This is a genomic window from Pseudomonas sp. GW-45 (assembly GCF_056896675.1).
In genome coordinates this window covers 1,106,544-1,130,932 of record NZ_CM167674.1, presented here as the reverse complement: position 1 = coordinate 1,130,932, position 24,389 = coordinate 1,106,544, and the positions used below count along the sequence as shown (strand labels likewise).

At 56.7% G+C, this 24,389-nt stretch carries 22 protein-coding genes; 17 read left to right on the top strand and 5 right to left on the bottom strand.

Annotated elements, in window-relative coordinates; genetic code table 11:
* Window positions 1-4 precede the first annotated feature (4 nt).
* From AC1XYH_RS05080 to AC1XYH_RS05070, 3 genes are all read left to right on the top strand, one after another.
* A complete protein-coding gene (locus AC1XYH_RS05080; protein ID WP_483325572.1) occupies window positions 5-1,357 on the top strand; it encodes a class II 3-deoxy-7-phosphoheptulonate synthase in 1,353 nt (450 codons plus the stop codon).
* A 90-nt stretch (window positions 1,358-1,447) separates the two neighbouring features.
* A complete protein-coding gene (locus AC1XYH_RS05075) occupies window positions 1,448-3,274 on the top strand; it encodes a monovalent cation:proton antiporter-2 (CPA2) family protein (protein WP_483325571.1) in 1,827 nt (608 codons plus the stop codon).
* A 71-nt stretch (window positions 3,275-3,345) separates the two neighbouring features.
* The gene (locus tag AC1XYH_RS05070; RefSeq protein ID WP_483325570.1) at window positions 3,346-4,182 is read left to right on the top strand and encodes a CvfB family protein; all 837 of its coding nucleotides are present in this window, start codon (window positions 3,346-3,348) and stop codon (window positions 4,180-4,182) included.
* Window positions 4,183-4,185: 3 nt separating this feature from the next.
* Here AC1XYH_RS05070 and AC1XYH_RS05065 read toward each other — a convergent pair whose 3' ends face one another.
* The 4 genes from AC1XYH_RS05065 to AC1XYH_RS05050 form a co-directional block, all read right to left on the bottom strand.
* Window positions 4,186-4,998: a helix-turn-helix domain-containing protein gene (locus AC1XYH_RS05065; protein ID WP_483325569.1), complete on the bottom strand. Its 813-nt coding sequence runs from the start codon at window positions 4,996-4,998 to the stop codon at window positions 4,186-4,188.
* 14 nt (window positions 4,999-5,012) lie between these two features.
* Window positions 5,013-5,612 (bottom strand): LysE family translocator, encoded by a 600-nt coding sequence (locus AC1XYH_RS05060; RefSeq protein WP_483325568.1) that lies wholly within the window; start codon window positions 5,610-5,612, stop codon window positions 5,013-5,015.
* 363 nt (window positions 5,613-5,975) lie between these two features.
* On the bottom strand, window positions 5,976-8,342 hold the full coding sequence (locus AC1XYH_RS05055) for a DUF6351 family protein (RefSeq protein WP_483325567.1): 2,367 nt from the start codon (window positions 8,340-8,342) through the stop codon (window positions 5,976-5,978).
* A 140-nt stretch (window positions 8,343-8,482) separates the two neighbouring features.
* Window positions 8,483-9,901, bottom strand: a complete 1,419-nt coding sequence (locus AC1XYH_RS05050; RefSeq protein ID WP_483325566.1) for an aminotransferase-like domain-containing protein — start codon at window positions 9,899-9,901, stop codon at window positions 8,483-8,485.
* Between the two features lie 210 nt (window positions 9,902-10,111).
* On the opposite strand from AC1XYH_RS05050, the gene AC1XYH_RS05045 reads away from it, so the two are divergent.
* The 3 genes from AC1XYH_RS05045 (at window position 10,112) to AC1XYH_RS05035 (ending at window position 14,310) form a co-directional block, all read left to right on the top strand.
* Window positions 10,112-11,377 (top strand): MFS transporter, encoded by a 1,266-nt coding sequence (locus AC1XYH_RS05045; RefSeq protein ID WP_483325565.1) that lies wholly within the window; start codon window positions 10,112-10,114, stop codon window positions 11,375-11,377.
* Between the two features lie 262 nt (window positions 11,378-11,639).
* Window positions 11,640-12,317 (top strand): SGNH/GDSL hydrolase family protein, encoded by a 678-nt coding sequence (locus AC1XYH_RS05040; RefSeq protein ID WP_483325564.1) that lies wholly within the window; start codon window positions 11,640-11,642, stop codon window positions 12,315-12,317.
* A 127-nt stretch (window positions 12,318-12,444) separates the two neighbouring features.
* Entirely contained in the window at window positions 12,445-14,310 is a 1,866-nt protein-coding gene (locus AC1XYH_RS05035; RefSeq protein WP_483325563.1) for an ABC transporter ATP-binding protein, read from the top strand.
* A gap of 210 nt (window positions 14,311-14,520) precedes the next feature.
* On the opposite strand, the gene AC1XYH_RS05030 is transcribed toward AC1XYH_RS05035, so the two are convergent.
* Window positions 14,521-16,089 (bottom strand): transposase, encoded by a 1,569-nt coding sequence (locus tag AC1XYH_RS05030; protein ID WP_483323044.1) that lies wholly within the window; start codon window positions 16,087-16,089, stop codon window positions 14,521-14,523.
* A 122-nt stretch (window positions 16,090-16,211) separates the two neighbouring features.
* On the opposite strand from AC1XYH_RS05030, the gene AC1XYH_RS05025 reads away from it, so the two are divergent.
* The 11 genes from AC1XYH_RS05025 to AC1XYH_RS04975 all read left to right on the top strand — a co-directional run bounded on the left by AC1XYH_RS05025 (window position 16,212) and on the right by AC1XYH_RS04975 (window position 24,387).
* Window positions 16,212-16,937, top strand: coding sequence for a Crp/Fnr family transcriptional regulator (locus AC1XYH_RS05025; RefSeq protein ID WP_483325562.1), 726 nt, complete (start codon window positions 16,212-16,214; stop codon window positions 16,935-16,937).
* Between the two features lie 139 nt (window positions 16,938-17,076).
* On the top strand, window positions 17,077-17,760 hold the full coding sequence (locus AC1XYH_RS05020; protein ID WP_483325561.1) for a Crp/Fnr family transcriptional regulator: 684 nt from the start codon (window positions 17,077-17,079) through the stop codon (window positions 17,758-17,760).
* 311 nt (window positions 17,761-18,071) lie between these two features.
* A complete protein-coding gene (gene atpD, locus AC1XYH_RS05015) occupies window positions 18,072-19,583 on the top strand; it encodes a F0F1 ATP synthase subunit beta (RefSeq protein WP_483325560.1) in 1,512 nt (503 codons plus the stop codon).
* Window positions 19,564-19,968 carry a F0F1 ATP synthase subunit epsilon gene (locus AC1XYH_RS05010; protein WP_483325559.1) on the top strand — a complete coding sequence of 135 codons (405 nt, stop codon included), beginning with the start codon at window positions 19,564-19,566 and terminating at the stop codon, window positions 19,966-19,968. The genes atpD and AC1XYH_RS05010 overlap by 20 nt, the downstream gene beginning before the upstream one ends.
* Window positions 19,965-20,318, top strand: a complete 354-nt coding sequence (locus AC1XYH_RS05005) for an AtpZ/AtpI family protein (protein ID WP_483325558.1) — start codon at window positions 19,965-19,967, stop codon at window positions 20,316-20,318. Before AC1XYH_RS05010 ends, AC1XYH_RS05005 begins: the two co-directional genes overlap by 4 nt.
* Window positions 20,305-20,634, top strand: coding sequence for an N-ATPase subunit AtpR (locus AC1XYH_RS05000; protein WP_483325557.1), 330 nt, complete (start codon window positions 20,305-20,307; stop codon window positions 20,632-20,634). Before AC1XYH_RS05005 ends, AC1XYH_RS05000 begins: the two co-directional genes overlap by 14 nt.
* Entirely contained in the window at window positions 20,625-21,314 is a 690-nt protein-coding gene (locus AC1XYH_RS04995) for a F0F1 ATP synthase subunit A (RefSeq protein WP_483325556.1), read from the top strand. The genes AC1XYH_RS05000 and AC1XYH_RS04995 overlap by 10 nt, the downstream gene beginning before the upstream one ends.
* Before the next feature lie 43 nt (window positions 21,315-21,357).
* Window positions 21,358-21,648 (top strand): F0F1 ATP synthase subunit C, encoded by a 291-nt coding sequence (locus tag AC1XYH_RS04990; protein ID WP_483325555.1) that lies wholly within the window; start codon window positions 21,358-21,360, stop codon window positions 21,646-21,648.
* Between the two features lie 3 nt (window positions 21,649-21,651).
* A complete protein-coding gene (locus tag AC1XYH_RS04985) occupies window positions 21,652-22,434 on the top strand; it encodes a F0F1 ATP synthase subunit B family protein (RefSeq protein WP_483325554.1) in 783 nt (260 codons plus the stop codon).
* Entirely contained in the window at window positions 22,431-24,050 is a 1,620-nt protein-coding gene (locus AC1XYH_RS04980) for an alternate F1F0 ATPase, F1 subunit alpha (protein WP_483325553.1), read from the top strand. The genes AC1XYH_RS04985 and AC1XYH_RS04980 overlap by 4 nt, the downstream gene beginning before the upstream one ends.
* On the top strand, window positions 24,025-24,387 hold the full coding sequence (locus AC1XYH_RS04975; protein ID WP_483325552.1) for an HPF/RaiA family ribosome-associated protein: 363 nt from the start codon (window positions 24,025-24,027) through the stop codon (window positions 24,385-24,387). Before AC1XYH_RS04980 ends, AC1XYH_RS04975 begins: the two co-directional genes overlap by 26 nt.
* Window positions 24,388-24,389: the final 2 nt, after the last annotated feature.

Genomic DNA, 24,389 nt, shown 5'->3' with positions numbered 1-24,389 from the left:
GCCCATGACCGCAATCTGGACACCCGACAGCTGGCGCAGTAAGCCCGTACTGCAACAACCCACCTACCCAGACCAGCAAGCGTTGCTGGCCGTGGAAGATACTCTGGCGAGTTATCCGCCGCTGGTGTTTGCTGGCGAGGCCCGCGAGCTGCGACGCCAGTTTGCTGAAGTGACACAAGGGCGCGCCTTTTTGCTGCAAGGTGGCGACTGCGCCGAAAGCTTTGCTGAGTTTTCCGCCCCCAAAATCCGCGACACCTTCAAAGTGCTGCTGCAGATGGCGGTAGTCATGACCTTCGCCGCTGGTTGCCCGGTGGTTAAGGTCGGTCGCATGGCGGGGCAGTTCGCCAAGCCACGTTCGGCTGACGACGAAACCCAGAACGGCGTGACTCTACCCGCTTACCGTGGCGACATCATCAACAATATCGCCTTCGAGGCGGCCGGCCGCGCACCTGACCCTCAACGGCTTTTGAGCGCCTATCACCAGGCCACCGCCACACTGAATCTGTTGCGCGCCTTTGCTCAGGGCGGCTTTGCCAGCCTCGATCAGGTACACCAATGGAATCTTGATTTCATCGCCAACTCCGCGATGGCCGATCGGTTCCAACTGCTGGCCGACCGCATCGATGAAAGCCTAGCCTTTATGCGTGCCTGCGGCTTCGACAACGCACACAGCCCGCAGTTGCGCGAAACCGCCTTCTTCACCGCGCACGAAGCCTTGCTGCTGAACTATGAGCAAGCTTTTACCCGTCGCGATAGCCTAACCGGCGATTGGTATGACTGTTCAGCGCACATGCTGTGGATCGGCGACCGGACACGTCAGCTGGATGGCGCCCACGTTGAATTCATGCGCGGTATCAATAACCCGATCGGCATCAAGGCCGGACCAACGACTGACCCAGACGATTTGTTGCGACTGATCGACCGCTTAAACCCGGATAACCGCGACGACCGCCTAAACGTGATAGTGCGGATGGGCGCCGACCAAGTAGAGCAGCACATGCCAGCGCTAGTGCGCGCGGTAGAGCGGGAAGGCAAGCACGTACTGTGGAGTTCCGACCCCATGCACGGCAATACCATGAAGGCCTCCAGCGGTTACAAAACCCGCGACTTTGCGCGCATTCTCACCGAGGTAGAACAGTTTTTTGCGGTACACCATGCCGAAGGCACATGGGCGGGTGGCATTCATATCGAGATGACCGGGCAAAACGTGACTGAGTGCATCGGTGGCGCTACACCGGTGACCGAGGACGGCCTATCTGATCGCTATCACACCCATTGTGACCCACGCCTGAATGCCGATCAGTCATTGGAGCTTGCCTTCCTGATTGCTGAAACCTTGAAAAAAGTTCGTCGCTGATCGTTTCGGCCCGACGTATCATTAAGCGACTGTAACAGGCCGCACGGCAACCCAAGGGTTGCTTGCGGCCGCCCTGTTCTGGACACCCTCATGCACGAACAAAGCAGCTTCCTGCTAGTCGCCGTGGTATTTCTGCTCGCCGCTGTAGTGGCTGTGCCGCTGGCCAAAAAATTACGTTTAGGCGCCGTTATTGGCTACCTCCTCGCCGGCGTGGTCATCGGTCCGTCAATGCTCAATTTGATTGATCACCCGGAGAACGTCAGTCATATCTCCGAGCTAGGCGTCGTATTACTGCTGTTCATCATAGGTCTGGAGCTATCGCCCCGCCGGTTGTGGCTCATGCGCAAAGCGGTCTTCGGTGTTGGGTTAGCGCAGGTCATGCTTTGCGCCAGCTTGATTGGCAGTCTTGCGTATGTGGGGCTCGATCAGCCCGTCAATACAGCTGTGGTACTTGGTTTAGGGCTGGCGTTGTCCTCTACGGCCTTTGGCCTGCAGATCATTGCCGAGCGCAAAGAGCTCAATAGCCCGCACGGCCGTTTGGCTTTCGCCATATTGTTGTTTCAAGACATCGCCGCCATTCCGCTGATTGCACTGATCCCCCTACTTGGCAGCGCGACCGGTGATGCGGGCGGCGAAAGCAATGTCGAGCAGGTCATCAAAGTTGTCGGCAGCATCGCCTTGATCGTGGTGGGTGGGCGTTATCTGCTGCGTCCGGTATTCCGGGTTGTTGCCAGAACCGGACTGCAGGAAGTCTCCACTGCCACCGCACTGCTGGTGGTCATAGGTACCGCTTGGTTGATGCAGAGCGTGGGGGTATCCATGGCACTCGGTGCCTTCCTCGCCGGACTACTGCTGGCAGACTCGGAGTACCGCCACGAGCTGGAATCCCAAATCGAACCCTTCAAGGGCCTGCTGCTCGGGCTGTTTTTTATCAGCGTGGGCATGACCGCCGACATAGGCCTGCTGATCACCAGTCCTGCTGCAGTACTTCTGCTGACCGCTCTGATTATCGGCTGCAAGCTACCTTTGATTTATCTCGTCGGCAGGGTCGCCGGCGGACTAAACCAGATAAGCGCTCTGCGACTAGGCGTCGTGCTAGCCGCTGGTGGCGAGTTTGCTTTCGTCGTATTCCAGATGGCCCGCGATCAACAATTATTCGACCAGCCAATGCACAGCATGCTGGTGCTCGCCATCACCCTATCGATGGCGGTCACGCCTTTAATCATTCTGGTGTTGTCGCAACTGATCAAACCCAAACCCACAACCGTTGAAGTACCCGAGGAGTATCAGCAAATTGATACCGATGAACCCCGGGTGGTCATTTCCGGCATGGGCCGCATGGGTCAGGTCATCGCCCGTGTGCTGCGCGCCCAAAGAATCCCCTACGTCGGCTTGGAGACTTCGGTAGACAGTATCGAAATGTCACGCAGCCTGAGTAGTGACATGCCCATTTTCTATGGCGACCCTATGCGCCCAGAAATACTGCGCGCAGCTCAGGTCGACAAAGCCCAGTTCTTCATCATTACCACAGATGATCCTGACGCCAACCTGAAAACCGCCGAATTGGTACGCCGCCTGTATCCGCACGTCACCATCTTGGCGCGCGCACGCAATCGACAGCACGTGCACCGGCTCATTGACTTGGGCGCATTAGCGGTTCGCGAGACCTTTCACTCCAGCCTGGAGATGAGTAAGCAGGTGCTGACCGGGCTAGGCCTGAGTGAGACACAGGCCAACTCACGCATAAAACGCTTTCGCCAGCACGATGAACAGGTTCTGGCAGCACAGCACAAGGTCTACGACGATGCCGCAGCGGTAATGCAGACTGCACGCGAAGCGCGCGCAGACCTGGAAAGGCTGTTTGACGCCGACCGGATTGAAGAAGACAGTATTGATGAGTTGTTGCAGCCAAAGTAGCCGTAATCTGCTCTGCGATGCGGCGGCCCCGCCTGCTACAATGGCCGCTCATCGTATTCAGGAATTCCAGCATGGCCGATATCGGACGTTACAATAGACTGCAAGTCGTCAAGCACACCGGTTTCGGCCTCTATCTCAACGGCGGCAATGATGGCGACATTTTGCTGCCCAATCGCTACATCCCCAAGGATGAACCCAGCGAGGTTGGTGATTGGCTGGATGTATTCATCTATTTCGATAGCGAAGACAAGATCATCGCGACCACCGAGCAACCAAAAGCCCAAGTAGGTGATTTTGCCAGCCTCAAGGTGGTTGCCAAAAACAACGTCGGACTGTTTCTCGATTGGGGCTTACCCAAAGACGTGCTGTTGCCCTACTCCGAGCAGAAAAAACCGCTGGAAGAAGGCAGTTATGCGGTGGTGCATTTGTACCTCGACAAGCACACCAGTCGCGTGATCGCCACCAGCCGACTTGACCGTTATCTAGACAAAACACCAGCTCGCTACAAGGCCGGAGAACAAGTCGAACTGCTGGTGGTAGAGCGCACCGACCTGGGCCACAAGGCAATCATTAATGGTCTGCATTGGGGTCTGATTCACAAAAACGAAGCCTTCAAGTATCTACGCGGTGGCCAGCATGAAACCGGTTACATTCGGGAGATGCGCGCGGATGGCAAAATCAGCCTCAGCCTGCAACCGATAGGCGCCGCAGCGGGCGACCAACTGCAGGACCAGATACTGCAGAAACTACTGGATAATGACGGCACTCTGGCACTCAGCGACAAAAGCACGCCCGAAGCCATCAGCCGTATGTTTGGCGTCAGCAAGGGCAACTTCAAGAAGGCCATCGGCGGATTGCTGAAGCAGGAAAAGATCAGCATTCATTGCGACCATATAGAACTGCTCTGAACCTCAGGCTGCCCGATAGAAAGCCCGGTACTGGCCGGGCGTCAGTGCCATACGCAGTTTGAAATGACGCTGGAAATGCGCCTGATCTGCAAAGCCCAAATCCAATGCCAACGCATTCAAACTGCATTCATTGCGGCGCAACTGCACCCGCGCCTGTTTGATCCGGGCATCCAATTGATAAGCATGCGGCGCCTGTCCGAATTCACGCTTAAAGCCACGGATCAGCTGATAGCGGTTTAGCCCCGCCACTTCCGCCAAAGTCTCCAGCTGCAAGTTGCTATCCAGCTGATCCATGATTAATTCTCGCGCCTGCGCTACGCCCGGATGCTTCGCTTGCACGGCAGACGAGCCACCCGCAAACAGCGGCTGCATTAACTCAATCAGCTGGGTCTCGGCCGCCAAGGCGGTATCTGCGTTGAGTAAATTGGCAAACATCGCGTTAAAGCGTTCATTCGCCCCCGGCGTCCCATTAGTTGCAGCGGGAAAGCACTGGTAATCATCGCCGCCGCCGAGCATTTCACGCTGTAAAACACCTAACCAGGCCGCGTTTAAGAACACCATGCGATACGACCATAGCCCTGCTGCGGGGTTGCACGAATGCACCTCCCCCGGATTAACCGTGACCATACTGCCAACGCCAATACGCTGTAATTGCTGCCGGTTACGGTAGACCGTGTGACCCTGATCGATCACACCAAAGGAAAACTCATCGTGAGTGTGCTGCTGATAACAGGCACTGGAACGGTCCGCCTGACGCAGCTCGATAAAGGGCAGCGCCGGGCTGCGCTGGAGAAACTGTGACGCTGGCTCTGCCATGCTTACTCCCCTCATCAGTGCATCAGAATAAGTGCCACACTGCCAGCCAGCAGCAACCCCATCAAACGGTTGAACCACAGCATGGCACGGGGGCTCGGCAGACGCCGACCAAACAGCTGACCCGCCAACACCCAGCTACCGACGCCCAGCATGCACATCAGTAGCGACAGAATACAGAAGATCAGTAGCATGCGCCCACTGGAGTCGCTGCTACTGACGAACATGCCGATGCCCGATACCGAGAACAGCCACGCCTTAGGATTCAACCACTGTGCCAGCGCGCCGGCCCAAAAACCTGGCACGCTCGACAGTTCAGGCTTCCCTAACGCCACAGCGCCTGCGGTGCCTATGCGCCAGGCCAGATACAACAGATACGCCGCGCCCGCCCACGTGAGCCACAGCATCACATCTGGCTGTTGCTGCAAACTGCCAACTAACCCCAGGCCCACTAGCAACACCATCAACGTGTAGCCAATGGAGGCGCCCAGTACAAACCCCAGCGCACGAGAGAACCCTGCCTGCGCCCCAGAGGTCACTGCGATAACGCAAACCGGCCCCGGCGCAATGGAGCCAACCAAAGCAAAAGCCAACATTGAGAAAACTACAGAGAGCATGAACAGACATCCGCTTGGCGAGGCAAGCTGCCCCAAACCAGCGCATGTTGGGCGAAAGACCAAAGTGTGTATTGAACGAAATTGCGCGCACTAGGCAGTACAGCGGATTAACCAGAAAGAGATACAAAAGCGTGTGAACTGCGAGTTATGCGACTGAGCTTTTTAACGTTATTGGTACCCACGACGAGTGCAGCATATGCAGAAGTACGCGGATGGTGATGGAAGGTCGAGTTCCATCTCGACCAGCGAGGCTAACCCCACCTCCGCTGGCCTGGATAGAACCAGGCCTTCCATGACACCCAATGCATTAAGACCCGTCGTTAAGAAAGCGTCTAATTAATGCCTTCCGCCCAGCGGCCGAGCTCAACCGGCAGGCCGACCTTGATCCGCCGCTGAGTAATCACAGACACCCTGCGGGAATATCGCATTCAGCTGATTGATCTCGTCACTGGACGGTACCCACGTGCCGTAGGTTCCATCACCCAGTGCAGTGCTCACCGGTTTAAGTGCACACTTAAAGACACTACCTTCAATTGGGCCACCGGCCACCATCCGGGAGGTGGTGTAGGTCGGAAACTCATCGGTGCAGGCGCCAGAGGTCTGACCATCAATGATGCCATTCCATACCTCAGCGCCTTCTGCGATCAAACTGCCGTCTGTATTAAAGCAACTATCGACCGCGCCGTCTGGCCGATTATCACCAATACTCTGGTCCGGGTTTTCCCGAATATTAGCTAACCACTCGTCCAGCACTTCTAGCGCTTGCCAAGTCTGATCGAAGTTTTTCTGCGCTCTAGGGCGCGCAGGATCGCTGGTATTGGTCGGCCGTGTATCGGTAAACCAAATGACCTGGTTATCCGCGTTGCCCATCTTATTCAACACCCGCTGACGCACCGAGAAGGACTGATGGCTATTGTGCATATCCAGCACCTCTTCCAGATAATGCCGCCAGTCAATTACCGGGATATTCAACTGACCATCAAACACGATGCCCTTTTCGTAAGCCGCGTTCATCGCCAGCAGATCACCCTCGGTGCGTGGTGCAGGTGCTATGCCGTCCGGGCTCAGGTTCATATTGCGGCTGCTCCATGGGTCAAAGTTCTCAGCCGTATTGGGTGGCAGGAAAGGCGCACCTTCTTGCACCATTTCACTGGGCTGCTTCCAGCCGCCAATCAAGCGATTCAGCTTGAGAAACTCAGTCGGTGTGATCTTGCTCTGCCGCATTGAGCTAAGACCATATTGCACACCGATGTTGTCAAACAAAGTGCGCGGTTGGCCATCGTCGTCTAAGCCATACACATTGCGTAAATCATCAAAATGCGTCCATTGCACGCTGTCCATAATACCCGGGGGATACATCTTTTCTTGATTATCCACCTGCCCATAATGTGGGTTCATTGTCAAAGGCGTGAGGCCGCGCCAAGCTGGAATACATTCGGTCATGCCTGGGGCGCTTGAATAACCCAGCGCTAACTTGGTGTCATACAGAGGATCAGCGTAGGCGTCAGTCGCGTTTAAGCCAACCAGCAAGCTCCTGTTAGTCGTAGTGCGCCAGCGTGCGTTGGTCCGATCGGTGGCATCCATGTAGTGCTCGAGCAACTCACAGTCACCTATGTGGATGGTCTGGGTCACCATATCCGGATAGGAATATTGCGGCACGCCCGCATCGATGAGACCGGGATGATTCTGCGAGTACACATACTGCTGAATCGCACCGCCAGATCCACCAATTGCCACCGTATACTCAGGCACACCAAAGCGCTTGACGAAGTGCTCCTTCACCATCAAAGCCGTCTCGCCGCCCACCTGCAGATTGTAGTGAGTATTGGCCCGCGTACCCGTGGAATAGATCACCGCGTAACCCTTACCTAATACCTCTGGGGTTAATGCATCACCGCTAAGTTTGCCTTGGGTATGACCAATGGCAACGCCACCCTCAAAGTGGAAAAGCAGGCGGCCGTTCCAGTTGGCGGTACTGGCCGCATCTGCCGCGTCACCGCGGGTAGCCAGAGTCGCGAAACTGTAGATGAAACGGTTCAGGGTCCCAACTTCGCGGCGCACTACAAAATCGACGTCACGGCCGTCAGTCAGCGTAGTGGTCGCCATATCGGCAGGCCGGGAACCATCACTGGGTAGCGCAGCATAGGCGCCACCCGTGGTGCGATAAAGGAAGTCAATGCGCGGCTCAATAGTACAATCTCGGCTGTAACCCGCCACGCTTTCGCCTTCATAAACCGGGTAGCCTTCCTCCTGGCTATCCACCAGCGGCTGAATACCCAACTGGGTATCCACGGTGCAGACAAAGGGATACTGCTGAGGACCGGAGAACACCGGGCCGGTTTCTGGGTAACTGGTGAGGGTCATGCTGTAGAGCTGGCCATGCTGGCTGTGATGCAGCTCCAGCTGGTTCTCGCCAAGCTGCAGACCATCGAGCAGTATTTCCAGCCTGCCATTGCGCTGCAGCATGCGAACGGGCTCTACCTCCTTGTCGTTCAGCCAGAGCTCGAGATTGTCCATCTCATCTTCTGCGAGTTGAACATTACCTTCGACTGTCAGCAGCACTTCGCTGCCGGTCACTTGATCTGCAGCACTGGACAACACACCGAGCTGAAGGTCAGGCCGAGCGGTGCTGTCCGAGTCGGAGCTATCGCTGTCGCTAAGGCAGCCGCCCAGCGCCAGACTCAATAAGGTGACAGAAAAAACAGGTGCAAACTTTCTTGAAATATCCATGACAGATCCCTCTTATCCAATGGGCTTCTTGTTGTTGTGCTTACCAATTCTGGTTACTACGCCTTGCCATCCTAGGTAGGCGCCGTGAAGCAAAACAGACACAGATCCGTGGATTACGCTGACACAGATGATCAAACGCTCTACAGCTGACTCGCCAGCTCACCCAGACGGCGCAGTTTGGTCTCAATTTCTGACGTAACCGGGCTGCCCGCATTCAGTCTGAGGAAGTCGTAATGATTGGAGCCGGCTGAGAAGACACTGCCGGGGAAGACGTGAATACCGCATTTAAGTGCATGTTCGAAAAGCTTTCGTGCATCGCGTTTGTCCGGCAGACGTACCCAGAGCACACAACCGCCTTGCGGTTCATGCACCAGCGTTCCGAGCGGAAAGCTTTGCCGCACAATTTCCATCATCGCCTGAACCTGCGCCTGTAGTCGGGCACGCAGCTGTTGCAAGTGCTGCGCATAGGCACCGCTTTCCATTAACCGCCCCATCACCAACTGCGGCGCGGCAGCGGTAGTAATACTGCTGATCTGTTTAAGCTCACGCAGCCGGCTATGGAAACGGCCCGCAGCGACCCAACCAAGCCGCAGGCCCGGCATCAACGACTTTGAGAAGGAGCTGCAGTAAATAACCATGCCGGCACTATCGAAAGCCTTAGCCGGCAGACTGTCTGCGCTATACACGGTATCGCCCCATATATCGTTTTCGATCAACGGCACCGCGTAATGGCTGGCCAGTTCAACCAGCTTACGTTTGCGCTCGACCGACATGCTGAACCCCAGCGGATTTTGCGCATTGCAGGACACCAAACACGCCTTGACCTGACCCCGTTTAAAAGCCTGCTCCAACGAATACAGACAGAGGCCGTCACGATGATGTGTGGGTATCTCAAGTGCACGCCTCTGCAGCACCTCAAGCGCCAGCAATGAGCCGTAATAAGTAGGGGTTTCAACCGCGACCACATCACCGCGCCGGGTGACGGTACGCAGCGCCAGCTCAATGGCCTCCATACAGCCATTGGTTACCAGGATGTCATTTTCGGCCAGAGGCGTGTCGTGGTTAAGGCTACGATGCGATAGCTGTCGAGCGAAGCTTGCCACGCCGTTAGGGTGCGAATAATCCCATACTGCCTGCGGGTGGCGACGCGTCAATTCGCGGTAAAGTCGCATGATTTTTTGTACGGGCATTAACTCAGCCGCAGGCAGTGCAATGCCTAAATGCAGGGTGGTTTCGCTGGTATGCGGCTCCATATAGCGGAGAATATCTTCGCTCAAAGACACGTCCACCGGCAGCATGGGAAAATGCGCTACAGCTGGGCTGGTGCGGTCTGGGGGCAGAGTGCTACGAACAAAAGCACCGGAGCGATCACGGAGCTCAATATAAGCGTCCATTTCCAGCTTGCGCAGCGACTGAATCACCGTATTTACACTAACGCCAAACAGCTTGCTCAGCGCGCGCACCGAGGGCAGGCGTTCACCTTCGCGATAGTTGCCACGCCGTATATGCGCCGCCAACTGCTCGCTGATGTTCTCGTATAGAAAGGCATGCTGCGCCATCACATCCTGCCTCGACGCCCCTTAAGCGTAGGAACAGTCTTATTGTTATGTTTTTAATAGCCTGGAGTGTAGTCACTCACCGGCAAATGCGCCAATTCAGTGCACCTGCGATAAGTGCACCGGCTTGGCGGAAGATACGCCGCAGGCCACAGTGCAGTAACATCCACCTAGACCTTCCAAAAAAACCACTGATAGTGAACCTTGTAAACCATGAGCGAGCGGCCTCCGACTCACCTCTCAACACTCCCGGCTGACGACGAGGTGACCGGCAATGCTGAGTACGGCAATACCTGGATAAAACAAGGCACGCGTGAATATCACCGTGCGTGTGTCGCCCTGTTTCTGGCCGGTTTCGCCAGTTTTTCGTTGATTTATTGCGTGCAGCCGCTGCTACCCGAATTCGCTACCAGTTTTGCAGTGAGCCCGGCAGAAAGCTCATTGGCACTGTCTCTGACTACCGCACTATTGGCGTTCTCGATTTTGCTGGCCAGCGCCTTCTCGCAGGCATTGGGCCGACGCGGCTTGATGTTTGGCTCCATGGCGTTGGCAGCCATGCTGAATATCATTGCCGCCGTAGTACCCAGCTGGCATGCGCTGCTAATAGCCCGTGCCCTGGAAGGAATCGTACTGGGTGGTGTACCTGCAGTAGCCATGGCCTGGTTAGCCGAAGAAATAGAACCTGCGCACCTGGGTCGCGCCATGGGGCTGTATGTCGGTGGTACCGCCTTTGGCGGCATGATGGGCCGGGTTGGCATGGGACTGCTGACCGAGGTAGCCTCTTGGCAGGTAGCACTCGCGGTACTCGGCGCTCTGTGCTTGTTAGCCGCCATGGGATTTTTCTGGCTACTCCCGCGCTCGCGCAACTTTGTTCCCGCGCCAGGCTTCAACATAACGTTTCATTTGGCAGCGTGGGCGAAACACCTTCGCAATCCACAGCTGCTAAAGCTGTATGCGCTGGCTTTCGTGCTCATGAGCATATTCGTCGTCATTTTCAACTACGCAACTTTCCGCTTATCCGGCTCGCCCTATGAGTTAGGACAAACCCAGGTCAGCCTGATTTTTCTGGCCTACGGCTTTGGGATCATCGCTTCATCGGTCGCCGGGGGTTTGGCTGACCGCCTTGGTCGCCAACCGCTGTTGATAGCGGGTTTCGTATTGATACTGGCAGGCGTGCTGCTGACATTGTTCATGCCTTTGTATCTGGTGGTGCTGGGCATAGTACTGGTCACCATCGGCTTCTTCATTGGCCACTCGGTCGCCAGCGGTGCGGTAGGGCCAGCCGCCAGCACCGCCAAAGGTCACGCAGCTTCACTTTATCTATTGTTCTACTACTTGGGCTCCAGCGTCACAGGCACCGCCGGCGGCTGGGTCTGGCAGCACGGCAACTGGCATGCGATTGTCATGCTGACCTCTGGCATAGCAGCAGCGGGCATGCTGCTGGTTTGGTTATGGTCAAAACCCAAAACGGCGGCCTGACCTTTACCCTCCTCCCTCAATTGAACCGGCAAAACCCGCCCGCTCTCGGCAGATGCTCTCCTCCCATGCTTTTGCTGGTAGACACCTGAGACGCGTCTCACATTCCTGACCCAAACCCACCCAACTCGCCTATTTGGGTGCTTGTAACAAATTAATACAAAACTACTATCAATGAGCCAATTAGAATTAATGTCTCAAGCCTGATTTACACAGCAGCGCTCAGAGGCATCCGGCACACAAAAACAAATTCAAGGAAAACGCCATGTTTGCGCTCAAAAAATTATTCAAAGGCGGTATCGCCGTCGTCGCCTTAACCACCCTGATCGCCGGTTCCGCCAGCGCCACCAACCCGGGTTCCAGCAGCCCAGACAAGCTGATTCTCGGTGACTCGATCTTCGCCCTGTCCGGTGATATCCATGAGTACCTGGAAGCGGACCTAGACGAAAATATCAATACTTCTGCGCGCTCCGGCTGTCAGCTGAGTGGCGGCAACATCCTCTGCTCACGCACCTACTCGGTCGAGCGCCAATACGCCCGCGCTAGCAAAAACGGCATCAAGACTGTGATCTTCAATGGTGGAGGTAACGACATTCAATTGAACAGCTGCCGTCCGTCGTTGAGCCGCTGCATGCCGCTGCTCAACGAGCTGGAAGACAAGATCGCCGCACTGGTAGAAGACATGCGCGATGACGGCATCGAAGAGATTATTTTCCTCGGCTATTACAACGCCACCGGTGGTGCCGAAGAGCTCCGCGAAATCAACAACTACAGCATGAACTACAAGGCTGCTGCCTATCCGGGCATGAACGTGAAGTTCGTTGACGTGCGCGCCGCGTTCGCAGGCAACGAAGCCCGATACATCACCAGCGACGGGATTCACCCAACCGCTGCTGGCTCCCGTGTACTTGCCGACCTGTTACTGCAAGCGATAGACCAGTAAGTAGTACTGCAGGCCACGGACCTGAGCCGTGGCCTGACCCTCACCTTCGGTTACCAATCTTCCCTTGAGAGCCGCAGTCGAGCGCCTCATAATGCACGGCCTGCCCATCTAGCCACAGGCCCTTCGCATGTTTCGCTGGTTTGAAAACCGCCTTGATCCCTTCCCTGTTGCCGAACTGACCGAGCCACCGCGCAAGTTGTTGCCGTTCTGTCTGCATTTCACCCGTGGTGCCTGGCCCTATATTATTTTGGCTGCCATTCTGACCGCCTGCATCGCGCTGACTGAAGTTTGGTTATTCGCCTTCCTAGGCAACATAGTTGACTGGCTGTCAGGTCAGAGCCGCGAGACCTTCTTGCAAAACGAAGGCTGGAAGCTGATCGGCATGGCCCTTATGGCGCTGATCGTACTGCCGCTCCTGGTTTTCAGTAGTAGCCTGCTGACCCATCAGACACTCATGGGCAACTACCCCATGCGTATCCGCTGGCTGGTACACCGCTACCTGCTCAAGCAGTCGATGGCCTTCTATCAAGACGAGTTTGCCGGACGCATCGCCACCAAGCTGATGCAAACCGCGCTCTCGGTACGTGAATGCGTCATCAAGCTGATCGACGTACTCAACTACATCTGCGTCTACTTTATCGGCACCTTGTTGTTGGTTGGCATGGCCGACTGGCGCCTTACGCTGCCGATGTTCGCCTGGTTGTTAGGTTATGTACTGCTCATGCGCCATTACGTGCCCATACTGGGGAAAGTCGCGGAGGTGCAGGCGGACGCCCGTTCGGTAATGACCGGGCGCATTGTCGACAGCTATACCAATATTCAAACCGTTAAGCTGTTTTCCCATGCAAAGCGCGAATCGAGTTACGCCCGTGAAGGCATGGACGGCTTCATGGTCACCGTGCATCAACAGATGCGTCTGGTTACCACCCTCTACAGCTTGCTATATCTGCTCAACGCACTGCTGTTGCTGGGTGTTGCCGGAACCGCTATCTGGCTTTGGACACAGGGTTCAATCAGCGTCGGCGCAGTAGCTGTGGCGGTTGGTATTGTGCTGCGGCTCTCAGGTATGTCGCAGTGGATCATGTGGGAGCTGTCTGCCCTGTTTGAGAATATCGGCACCGTACAGGACGGCATCAACTCGATTTCACGTCCGCAACTAGTGGATGACAAGCCAGAAGCCAAACCGCTACAGGTAACCCAAGGCGAGATTCGTTTTGATCAGGTGCACTTTCACTACGGCAAAGGCCATGGCGTGATGGGTGACCTGAATCTGCACATCAAGCCCGGTGAAAAAATCGGCTTGGTGGGCCGCTCTGGCGCAGGCAAATCAACGCTGGTGAATCTGCTGCTGCGTTTCTACGACGTGGAATCCGGCAAGGTGGTGATCGATGGGCAGAACATTGCCGATGTTGAGCAAGACAGCTTGCGCGCCCAGATCGGCATGGTCACGCAAGACACCTCGCTACTGCACCGCTCGGTCCGCGACAACATTCTTTATGGGCGTCCGGATGCGGACGAGCAGCTTATGCTGGATGCGGCACGCAATGCGGAAGCCGATCAGTTCATCGCCGAACTTGAAGACGCTAAAGGCCGCCGGGGCTTTGATGCCCACGTGGGTGAGCGCGGGGTCAAATTATCCGGTGGTCAACGCCAGCGTATCGCCATCGCCCGCGTGATGCTTAAAGACGCCCCCATCCTGATTCTCGACGAAGCCACCTCAGCACTGGACTCCGAAGTGGAAGCCGCGATTCAGGAAACCCTGAATAAACTGATGCAAGGCAAAACCGTCATCGCCATTGCCCACCGGCTCTCGACTATCGCCGAAATGGATCGGCTGATCGTGATGGATCAGGGCCACATCATCGAGGACGGTAGCCACGCGGAATTAGTCGCGCGCGGCGGGCTCTATGCCAAGCTGTGGGCACGGCAGTCTGGTGGCTTTCTGGGTGAAGAGCTGGACGAGCCGGTTGAGCAAAAATTAAATTTACCCTAGGCACATGGAGCAAATCTACGCCAATCCAATACCTTACTGTACGCTGTCGACCATAACGAGGCTGTAGAAAAACCCATTTCGGGCTCATCCCTCGGCCTTTTTCTTGTTCATCCCTGACCCCGAGTCATCGAGGTCGTATTTTTGGCCTGCCCTTGAAGAGAGCATGTTCGTACCGATAGCTCATCGCCAGACTGCGCTATAGCAACGCTATCAGCCACATTGTCCGTAATTCGCCAGCTTCTCCAGATTGTGTACCAGGCAATACAGCTGCCATTGCCCCTGCACCTTTCTGCGACCACGCAAACTAAAGCGGTTCAACCGCTTGTTTGTACCTATATTCCCAAACACCGGCTCCACCACCGACATTCTGTGGCTGTAAATCGCTTTACCCTCGGGGCTGTCTACCCGATGTTTCATCCAGTCGGTGTAGCTCGGTGGGCGGTTGGCTTCCAATCGAAATGAGACCTGCCGCCCAGCGCCCTTTCGGTGGTCTGCAGACTGAGGGTTGTGCATACAGGATTCGCGCTTGGGACAACGTCGGCATTGCAGCAAGCGCCCTTCAAAATAGGCCACCGGCACACCAAGGTCATTCGTCCGCACTCCTCGGTGGTTAAGTTGCTGGCCGGCGGGACAGGTGCAGGTCATCTGTATCGGGTCAAAAGCAAAGGCACTGGCAGGGATCACAGCCTTGCGGGTGTGCCTATCAGCTGGCTGATGACGTTTGCCGTACTTGTCTTTTTGCAGAGCAAAACGCGGATCACGGCTACGAAAGCGGTTATCCGGGATGTAACCGTTGATCTTCCGGTCGTGCAGGTACTGCATGTTGGCTTCGTTGGCGAAGCCGGTATCGGCTGTGACCACCACTCCTTGCTGATAAATAGCATCGGCAATCTTCAGCCGCGCATAGCGCTGCTCCAGGGTCTCCAGCATGGGCTTGAGGGTGTGGTGTTCCTGTCCTTCGCCGAACGCTTGGGCTTCAATGATGATCTGGTGCTTGCGGTCTACCATCGCAACACCGTTATAACCCTGGATGGTCCCCTTGCTGGTGGTCATCTTCGCGCTGTCGTTATCGGTGATATTGCTCTTCACTTCCTTGCGGCGCTTACCCTGGCCCATCCTTGGGCTCTGGGTCTTTAAAAAGCGATCAACCTTTTCCATGGCCTGATCCAGTGACAGGATCATGTTGCCGTGGCGGATCGCACGTTCCATGTCCACCTCGGTCTCAGCAGCGTCATGCTGGCGATGCTCATTCAAGTGATGGCGTATCAGTTTGCGCAACTTGTCGCGCTTGCCCTTGAGCTCCTTAAAGGTGCCGGACCACTCCTTGGCCGCATTGGATGAAGTCTTGCAGCCGTCGATAGCAAACAGCTCATTACCCAACAAACCCTGCTGATGACAGACCAGCAGCACCTGCTCAAATACCGCTTCGATGGCTGTGGCGTTCTCGCTGACAAAGCTGGCCAGGGTGGTGAAATGCGGGACCGTATCGCAGGAGAGTGCCTTGAACAGAATGTTGGTCTCGCAGCACCACTGGATCTGGCGGCTGGAGGTAATGCCTTTGGAATAGGCGAACAGAATGATCTTCAGCAAGATGGCCGGATCGTAGGCCAACCGGCCTGTGGCGTCGTTGCTATAACGCGGGTGGAAGACCGAGAGGTCCAGCTTGTGCTCAATCAAATAATGAACAGCGTACTCAAACGTACCGGGCTGGAGCTGCTCCTGGTAGTTGATCACTACCATGCTGTGCTGGCTGTAGTCGTAGGGCTTGAAGCGTGGCATGCAACACTCCTTTGTTGGTCTGGTGCCAGACTACCAAATCAGGGGTTTTTCTACAGCCTCAACGCATGCAGTATCTGCGTTTGGTGAAGGATTTAGTTGTTCCCAAACTAAGGAATATATAAATGGCGATGCACATGCCGCAGCAGAATCATCTGCTTGCGGCCCTCTCCGAGGACGTTCAAAGCCGTCTTTTTTGCCACCTGGAAGGTGTCGAATTGCCGCTGGGCAAGGTGCTTTATGAGTCTGGCGACAGCATGCGCCATGTCTACTTTCCAACCGATTCGATTGTTTCACTACTCTATGTAATGGAAAACGGATCTTCCGCAGAAATATCAGTTGTGGGCAACGAGGGGTTGGTGGGTATCGCCCTATTTATGGGCGGTGAAAGCACCCCCAGTCGCGCCATCGTGCAGAGCGGTGGTTATGCTTACCGCTTACTTGGCCAACGCCTGAAAGATGAGTTTAATCGCCACGGCGAGCTACTGCTGCTGATGTTGCGCTATACCCAAGCACTGATCACGCAAATGTCACAAACGGCGGTATGCAACCGTCACCATTCGATTGACCAGCAGCTGTGCCGCTGGCTGCTTCTGTCACTTGACCGCTTATCCAGCAACCAACTCACCATGACCCATGAGCTGATCGCAAACATGCTCGGCGTGCGCCGTGAAGGTGTCACAGAGGCCGCGGGCAAATTGCAACGCCAAGGAGCAATTGAGTACAGTCGCGGACATATTACGGTGCTCGATCGACACAAGCTCGAGGAGCTGAGTTGTGAGTGCTACGCGGTGGTGAAGAAAGAAACTGACCGCTTATTGCCCTACAGCACCTTCCATCACTCTAGATAGACGTATTACAGCAAATATATTTTCTGCGTGCAGTAACGAACAGATAGCGCCTCGGAACATCGGCAGAATGCGCTAACGGGACTGCCAGGCACAACTCCCGTGCCCTTATCGGCTTGCCCGTGCCGCAGGACATCCATTCATGCCGCTACATGTCGTCAATCACCTGTTGAGCTCTCTACCTCGCAAAGAACGCGCCAACGTCATGGCGCATTGCGAACCGGTAGAGCTGCTCTTTGGCAATGTCCTCTGTGAGTCTGGCCGACCTTTCCGCTACCTGTATTTCCCTATCAACAGCCTGATCTCTTTGGTTGCAATCTCAGGTACGCATCGGCAATTAGAGCTAGCGCTTATCGGCAGTGAAGGCATGTTGGGCGCCACAGAAGCTCTTGGTCTCAACACTGCGCCCAGCCGCGCTGTAGTACAAGCTAGCGGCAGTGCCCTACGCATCGAGCCGTTGCAATTACGGCATATTTTGCACGAAAGCCCGCAGCTGCTAAATACCCTCAACCAATACCTTTATGTGCTGATGAAACAACTGGCGCAAAACATTGTTTGTGGACACTTCCATGAAGTCGAGCCTCGACTTGCGCGCTGCCTGCTGATGAGCCACGACCGGGCCCACAGCGATCATTTACAACTGACCCATGAACTGCTCGCGGACATGCTCGGCGTGCGTCGCAGTGGCATTACCATTGCTGCAGGAGCGTTACAGGCGCGCAACTTGATTCACTACAGTCGTGGGCGTATCACCATCCTCGACCGCCAAGGCCTTCAAGCGGCCGCCTGCGAGTGCTATACAAAATTGAACGAGCATTCGGCTTAACCCTTATCCTTGCCTGAATGAGAGCTTCACCAATCTCCCATTACTCGCGCTTTATCGATTGCCACTGCGCATCCACCCGCACCACCTTGCATTGCGAGATACAGCAGCAACAAGACGGTACCGAGGTCGATACTCCCGCGTACTGCCTTAGCAGCCTCGACTGAGTCTTTTGTCTCTCCGGAACCTTGCCTTGTGTTCGCTAGCGCACGGTGTTGGGCGCGAGTTGCAGGCACGCTAACGGGGTAACGGTTCGCTGCATACTTTAGCGGCGAGACCGTGCTCCTTACACGCAAACTTGATGAGGTATCCGGGTGACGGAAAGCCGAATAGAAACGCCAGCGGCTGTGACCAGTGTCGGCACAGTCGTTGCGGTTCGCGGCAGTGTCATCGACATGCGCTTCGACGTGGCGCTGCCGCCCGTTCATACCCTGCTGCGCGCCGGTGAAGGTGGTCGAGTAGCCATTGAGGTATTGGCCCAGCAGGACGCGCATCACGTGCGCGGCATTGCACTGACGCCCACCCAAGGTTTAGCGCGTGGTATGCCCGTGCAGACCACAGGTGGGCCGCTGCAAGCTCCGGTCGGCAAACTTATCCTCTCGCGCATGTTCGACGTTTTCGGTAACACCATCGACCGTGAGCTCCCACTGAAAGACGTGCAATGGCGCTCAGTACACAACCTGCCGCCGCCCCTGGTTAGCCGCATCACTAAATCCGAGATCTTTGAAACCGGCATCAAAGCTATAGACGTGCTCACCCCGCTGGAGCGCGGCGGCAAAGCCGGCCTATTTGGCGGCGCGGGCGTCGGCAAAACAGTACTGCTAACCGAAATGATCCACAACATGGTTGGCCATCAGCAGGGCGTGAGTATTTTCTGCGGCATCGGCGAGCGCTCGCGCGAAGGCGAAGAGCTGTACCGCGAGATGGAGGCTGCCGGCGTGTTGCCTAATATGGTGATGATCTTCGCGCAGATGAATGAGCCACCAGGCGCCCGTTTTCGCGTCGGCCATGCGGCGTTAACCATGGCCGAGTATTTCCGAGACGACGAGCACCGCGATGTGCTGCTGCTGATCGACAACATTTTCCGTTTCATTCAGGCCGGCTCGGAAGTGTCAGGTCTGATGGGGCAGATGCCGTCGCGCCTGGGCTATCAGCCAACCATGGGCACTGAGCTGGCGGCACTCGAGGAGCGCATAGCTAACACCGACAGCGGCGCGATTACCTCTATCCAGGCGGTGTACGTACCGGCTGATGACTTTACCGACCCAGCAGCGGTGCACACCTTCTCCCACCTGTCGGCCTCCATAGTGCTGTCTAGAAAGCGCGCCAGCGAAGGCCTATTCCCAGCGATCGACCCATTGCAATCGAGCTCGAAGATGATCACGCCGGGCATTGTCGGCGAGCGTCACTACCGGCTGGCTCAGGCCATCCGCCGCACGCTCGCGCAGTACGCCGAACTGAAGGACATCATCGCTATGCTTGGCTTGGAGCAATTGTCGCCTGAGGACCGTAAAGTGGTGGCGCGGGCACGCCGCCTGGAGCGTTTTCTTACCCAGCCATTCTTCACCACAGAACAGTTCACAAATATGAATGGCAAGCTGGTCAGCCTCGCAGACGCGCTGGATGGTTGCGAGCGGATCCTTGCGGATGAGTTCAAGGACCTGCCCGAGAGCGCCCTTTACATGATCGGCGCGGTAGATGAAGCCACGGCCAAGGCCAAGTCAAGTACAGCGATAAAACCAGAGTTGGACCCACAATCTGAAACAGAGAAGAAGCCTGATAGTCAGCCCAGTGAGGAGCAATCACATGTCGTTGATGACGCTTAAGGTGCTGCTGCCGTTCGAGGTTTTTGCCGAGGAAACTCGGGTATCGCGCATGGTCGTCGAGACGGCCCACGGCTCGTTCGGGTTGTTACCGCAGCGCCTGGATTGTGTAGCGTCCCTAGTGCCCGGCATCCTCAGCTTTGAGCTCCAAGCACAGGGCGAAGTGTTCCTCGCATTGGACGCAGGCGTGCTGGTTAAAACCGGCCCGAATGTGGTGATTTCAGTACGGCATGCGCTACGCGGTACTGATCTGGCTCACCTGCGTGATGCGGTCGAGCAAGAGTTCCTCGCACTGGATGAGCAGGAACAAGCAGTGCGAGCAGCGATGGCCAAACTCGAAACGGGATTTATGCGGCGCTTCGCCTCACTGCACGAGCGTTCCTCATGAAGCAGGAACCAAAACAACCACCGAAGACCACGCCGTTAACCACCCCAGGACTCGCCGAACAGGTCGGTGCCAAGGCGACGCGCAAACTTAAAGCCCGGCGCAACGGCGCACCTGGCGTGTGGTTTGGTCTCGGCATGATGGGCTTGATCGGCTGGTCTGTGGCCGTACCCACGCTATTGGGCGCGGCGCTGGGCCTATGGCTCGACCAGCATTATCCCGGTGACCGCCCATGGACCTTGGCGCTGCTGATGGCGGGCCTGACCGTAGGCTGCCTGAACGCCTGGCATTGGGTATCCCAAGAAGATCGAGCCATGCACGCAGAACAGGAGGATGACGATGATCAACCCTAGCTGGCTGGGCTGGATTGCTGCGCTGCTGGCCGGTGGCGTACTGGGCACAGTTTTTTTCGCCGGTTTGTGGTGGACAGTGCGGCGGGCTGCCGGATCTTCGGCACCGGTGCGCTGGTTCCTCGTCAGCCTGATTGCACGCACCGCCATCGTCCTCGCCGGTTTCTATGCTGTGGGTGCGTCGCAACCGTTTCGACTGGGGTTGTGTCTGTTGGGGTTTGTGCTAGCGCGGACACTCGTCTTACGTTTCACCCGTCCTAGCCCCGCACTTCCCTCGCCATCGCCGCTGCACGCCTCAGGAAAGCCACCATGCGCTTAACTCCTGACGCCTGGATTTTCTGGGAATACGGCTTTATCAATCTGAATGCCACCATTCTCTTCACTTGGGCGCTGATGGCCGTGTTGGTAGTGGGTTCCGCGCTGATCACCCGGCGACTCGCCACAGGCCATGAGCGCTCGCGCTGGCAAAACCTGCTGGAAATTCTGGTCACTGCGATCATGGGTCAAATCAAGGATGTTGGCCTGCAGAGCCCACGTCGGTACTTGGGCTTTCTCGGCACATTATTTCTGTTTGTCGCCATTGCCGCCTTGGCCACCGTAATACCCGGCTACGAGCCCCCCACCGCCTCGCTATCGACCACTGCTGCCTTGGCCCTCTGTGTTCTTGTCGCGGTTCCGCTGTTTGGTATCTCCAGTCAAGGGCTGCTGAGCTATCTGAAGTCCTACATGCAGCCGACGCCCATCATGCTGCCGTTCAACCTGATCAGCGAAGTCTCGCGCACCATGGCCCTAGCCGTGCGCCTGTTTGGCAACATGATGAGCGGCGCCATGATCATCGCCATTCTGTTGTCCATCACGCCCTTTGTGTTCCCCATTGTAATGACCCTGCTGGGCCTACTGACCGGCATGGTACAGGCCTACATCTTTACCATTCTGGCAGCGGTCTACATTGCGGCGGCCACTCGCAGCAGCAAGGCAGCGTCGGAACCAAAGACATGAACCCTCGCTCTTCTCCCAATCAACCACCACAAAGGCACCGCTTATGGACGCTCTCACCTGGATCGCAGTCGCATCCATCATCATGGCAGGCTTGACCACAGGTTTTGGCACCATGGGACCCGCCCTGGCTGAAGGCCGCGCGGTCGCGGTTGCGCTCACCTCGCTGGCGCAGCAGCCCGACGCTTCTGCGACCATCACACGTACTTTGTTCGTGGGCTTGGCGATGATCGAGTCCACCGCGATTTACTGCTTCGTGGTGTCGATGATTCTCATCTTTGCCAACCCATTCTGGAACGCCGCACTGGCTGCGGCCACTCAGGCAGCGGGCCAATAGCCCATGCTTATCGACTGGTTTACCGTCGGCGCGCAGGTGCTGAACTTCATAATTCTGGTATGGCTGATGAAGCGCTATCTGTACCAGCCGGTGCTGAACGCTATTGCAGCGCGTGAGCAGAAGATCGCTGACGAGCTTGCAGATGCCGCAGATACCAAGGCGCAGGCGCACCAGCAACAAAGCGAGTTCGAGGAAAAGAACCAAGCTTTCGACCAGCAACGTGCAGAGTTGTTGCAGCAAGCGACCGAGGCAGCTTCAGCTGAAGCCGAGCGCCTGCGCGTTGCCGCAGCCGAAGCCGCTGAGCAGGCGAAAGCCAAACGCGCAACAGCGCTGGCATCCGAGACGCAGCAGCTGCATGCCGAGATAGTGCGGCAAACCCAGCAGCAGGTATTCGACATTGCCCGTAAGGTCCTGGGTGACCTGGCAGACACCGGCCTGGAGCAACGCGCCTGTGATGTATTCATTCACCGACTGCAGATCATCGACGACAAAACCTTGGCCAATCTAAGCGACGCGCTCAAGACCACTTCAGACGCCAATCCCGCCCTGTTACGCAGCGCTTTTGAGCTACCCGAATTACAGCGCGAGGCGATTCAAAGTGCGGTAAAAGAAAAGCTCGGGCAATCAGTTGTGCTCAGATACGAAACCAAACCTGACCTGGTTGCCGGCATTGAACTCAGCGCCAATGGGCAAAAGCTCGCCTGGAGTATCGCCGATTACCTGCGCGCGATGGCCATCAGCACGCAACCGGGGACCGACGAACCCAATGCAACGGAGGCGGCGTGACTGCAGCAATGGCTGACAGCCCCGTCCTCCAATACGTCTATGGCAGCGCGTTCGCAGACCTTCAGCAGCGAATTCAGGTTTTCAAACCACAACTGCTGCCGCGCGAGGTGGGCATCATCGCCAGCGTCTCTACCGGCATCGCACAGGTGCGCGGGCTGCAATACGTCACCTCGGAAGAGCTACTGCTATTTCCCGGCGGGCTGTCCGGTATCGCCTTCAATCTCAACGAAGACAGTATCGACGTGGTACTGCTAGGCGACTACGCGCATCTGCATGCCGGCGACGAGGTGGAGCGCACCGGTCGGGTCATGGATGTGGCCGTGGGAGATGCTTTGCTGGGGCGTATGATCGATCCGCTGGGGCGGCCGCTGGATGGTTTGGGGCCGATCGCCACGCAGCAACGCCTGCCTATCGAGCGACCCGCCGCGGCCATCATGGATCGCGCGCCAGTAACCGAACCGCTACAGACGGGTCTGAAAGTGCTGGACGCGCTGATTCCCATCGGTCACGGCCAGCGTGAGCTGATTCTCGGCGACCGGCAGACTGGTAAGACCGCCATCGCCATCGACACCATTTTCAATCAGCGCGGCAAAGATGTGCTCTGCGTTTATTGCGCCATCGGCCAACGGGCCTCAGCTGTGGCCAAGACTGTCGCCAAGCTGCGGGAGAAACAGGCGTTAGCCTACACCGTCGTGATGGTGGCCGAAGGTAACGAAGCTCCGGGGCTGTCCTACATCGCGCCCTACGCCGCCACCAGCATCGCCGAGCATTTTATGGAACAAGGCCGCGATGTACTTATTGTGTATGACGATCTTACCCACCACGCGCGGGCCTACCGCGAACTGTCACTGCTGCTGCGCCGTCCGCCCGGTCGCGAGGCTTTCCCCGGCGACATCTTTTATATTCATTCGCGCATGCTTGAACGCGCGACTCATCTGAATGAAGAGCGCGGCGGCGGTTCTCTGACTGCCCTGCCGATCATCGAGACCGAGGCGCAAAATATCTCGGCTTACATCCCAACCAACCTGATTTCCATCACCGACGGCCAAATTGTGCTATCGCCGTCGCTCTTTGAGCTTGGCGTGTTGCCGGCGATAGCGGTAGGCCAGTCGGTATCACGGGTAGGCGGCAAAGCGCAGCGCGTTGCCTACCGTTCCGTGGCCGGAGACCTCAAGCTGGCCTACGCACAATTCGAGGAGCTGGAGACCTTCGCCCGCTTCGGAGCGCGGCTGGACGACGATACGCGGCAATCCATAGAACACGGCAAACGCATCCGCGCCTGCCTGGGCCAAGCCGAGTTCTCTCCGGTCTCAGTCCCCGCGCAGATCGCCATCCTGCTCGCACTCAACGCAGGTTTGTTTGATCCCGTGCCCCTTGAACGCATGAGTGCCGCGCAACAGGCAGTGGAAAACACCACCAATGATCTACCTGATGACCTGGGCGCACGACTCACCGCGGGCGACAAGCTCACCGACGAAGATCGCCAACAGGTAACCCATGCCGCTCGCAAGGCACTCGAAAGCTTCCAACCACTAACAGAAAACCCGCACGATAAAACGGCCGCCCCGACACAGAAACTAGAGAAACCCCATGAAAATCCAGATCAACACCGGTAGTCACACCAACGGCGACGAAGCACATGCTGCCGCCTACAGCGCCCTAATCGAAAAAGCACTGAAACGCTTCAGCGATCACGTCACCCGCGTCGAAGTACACCTCAGTGACGAGAACGGCGACAAAGATGGGCAACACGACCAGCGCTGTATGCTCGAGGCACGCCTGGAAGGCCAACAACCGGTCGCGGTAACCGACCACGCTGCCACTCTCAGGCAGGCCGTACAAGGCGCAGCAGCCAAGATGGTGCATCTGCTGGACAGCAAGCTGGGGCGCCTGAACGAGCATCGCGACAAGCACGCAGCCGCCATGCCATTGCCTGATAACGATCCCGAGTAATC

Bases quoted from the DNA above. Each gene is read 5' to 3' on its own strand.
- AC1XYH_RS05080 (WP_483325572.1), top strand. From the start codon at position 5: ATGACCGCAATCTGGACACCCGACAGCTGGCGCAGTAAGCCCGTACTG.
- AC1XYH_RS05075 (WP_483325571.1), top strand. From the start codon at position 1,448: ATGCACGAACAAAGCAGCTTCCTGCTAGTCGCCGTGGTATTTCTGCTC.
- AC1XYH_RS05070 (WP_483325570.1), top strand. From the start codon at position 3,346: ATGGCCGATATCGGACGTTACAATAGACTGCAAGTCGTCAAGCACACC.
- AC1XYH_RS05065 (WP_483325569.1), bottom strand. From the start codon at position 4,998: ATGGCAGAGCCAGCGTCACAGTTTCTCCAGCGCAGCCCGGCGCTGCCC.
- AC1XYH_RS05060 (WP_483325568.1), bottom strand. From the start codon at position 5,612: ATGCTCTCTGTAGTTTTCTCAATGTTGGCTTTTGCTTTGGTTGGCTCC.
- AC1XYH_RS05055 (WP_483325567.1), bottom strand. From the start codon at position 8,342: ATGGATATTTCAAGAAAGTTTGCACCTGTTTTTTCTGTCACCTTATTG.
- AC1XYH_RS05050 (WP_483325566.1), bottom strand. From the start codon at position 9,901: ATGGCGCAGCATGCCTTTCTATACGAGAACATCAGCGAGCAGTTGGCG.
- AC1XYH_RS05045 (WP_483325565.1), top strand. From the start codon at position 10,112: ATGAGCGAGCGGCCTCCGACTCACCTCTCAACACTCCCGGCTGACGAC.
- AC1XYH_RS05040 (WP_483325564.1), top strand. From the start codon at position 11,640: ATGTTTGCGCTCAAAAAATTATTCAAAGGCGGTATCGCCGTCGTCGCC.
- AC1XYH_RS05035 (WP_483325563.1), top strand. From the start codon at position 12,445: ATGTTTCGCTGGTTTGAAAACCGCCTTGATCCCTTCCCTGTTGCCGAA.
- AC1XYH_RS05030 (WP_483323044.1), bottom strand. From the start codon at position 16,089: ATGCCACGCTTCAAGCCCTACGACTACAGCCAGCACAGCATGGTAGTG.
- AC1XYH_RS05025 (WP_483325562.1), top strand. From the start codon at position 16,212: ATGGCGATGCACATGCCGCAGCAGAATCATCTGCTTGCGGCCCTCTCC.
- AC1XYH_RS05020 (WP_483325561.1), top strand. From the start codon at position 17,077: ATGCCGCTACATGTCGTCAATCACCTGTTGAGCTCTCTACCTCGCAAA.
- AC1XYH_RS05010 (WP_483325559.1), top strand. From the start codon at position 19,564: ATGTCGTTGATGACGCTTAAGGTGCTGCTGCCGTTCGAGGTTTTTGCC.
- AC1XYH_RS05005 (WP_483325558.1), top strand. From the start codon at position 19,965: ATGAAGCAGGAACCAAAACAACCACCGAAGACCACGCCGTTAACCACC.
- AC1XYH_RS05000 (WP_483325557.1), top strand. From the start codon at position 20,305: ATGATCAACCCTAGCTGGCTGGGCTGGATTGCTGCGCTGCTGGCCGGT.
- AC1XYH_RS04995 (WP_483325556.1), top strand. From the start codon at position 20,625: ATGCGCTTAACTCCTGACGCCTGGATTTTCTGGGAATACGGCTTTATC.
- AC1XYH_RS04990 (WP_483325555.1), top strand. From the start codon at position 21,358: ATGGACGCTCTCACCTGGATCGCAGTCGCATCCATCATCATGGCAGGC.
- AC1XYH_RS04985 (WP_483325554.1), top strand. From the start codon at position 21,652: ATGCTTATCGACTGGTTTACCGTCGGCGCGCAGGTGCTGAACTTCATA.
- AC1XYH_RS04975 (WP_483325552.1), top strand. From the start codon at position 24,025: ATGAAAATCCAGATCAACACCGGTAGTCACACCAACGGCGACGAAGCA.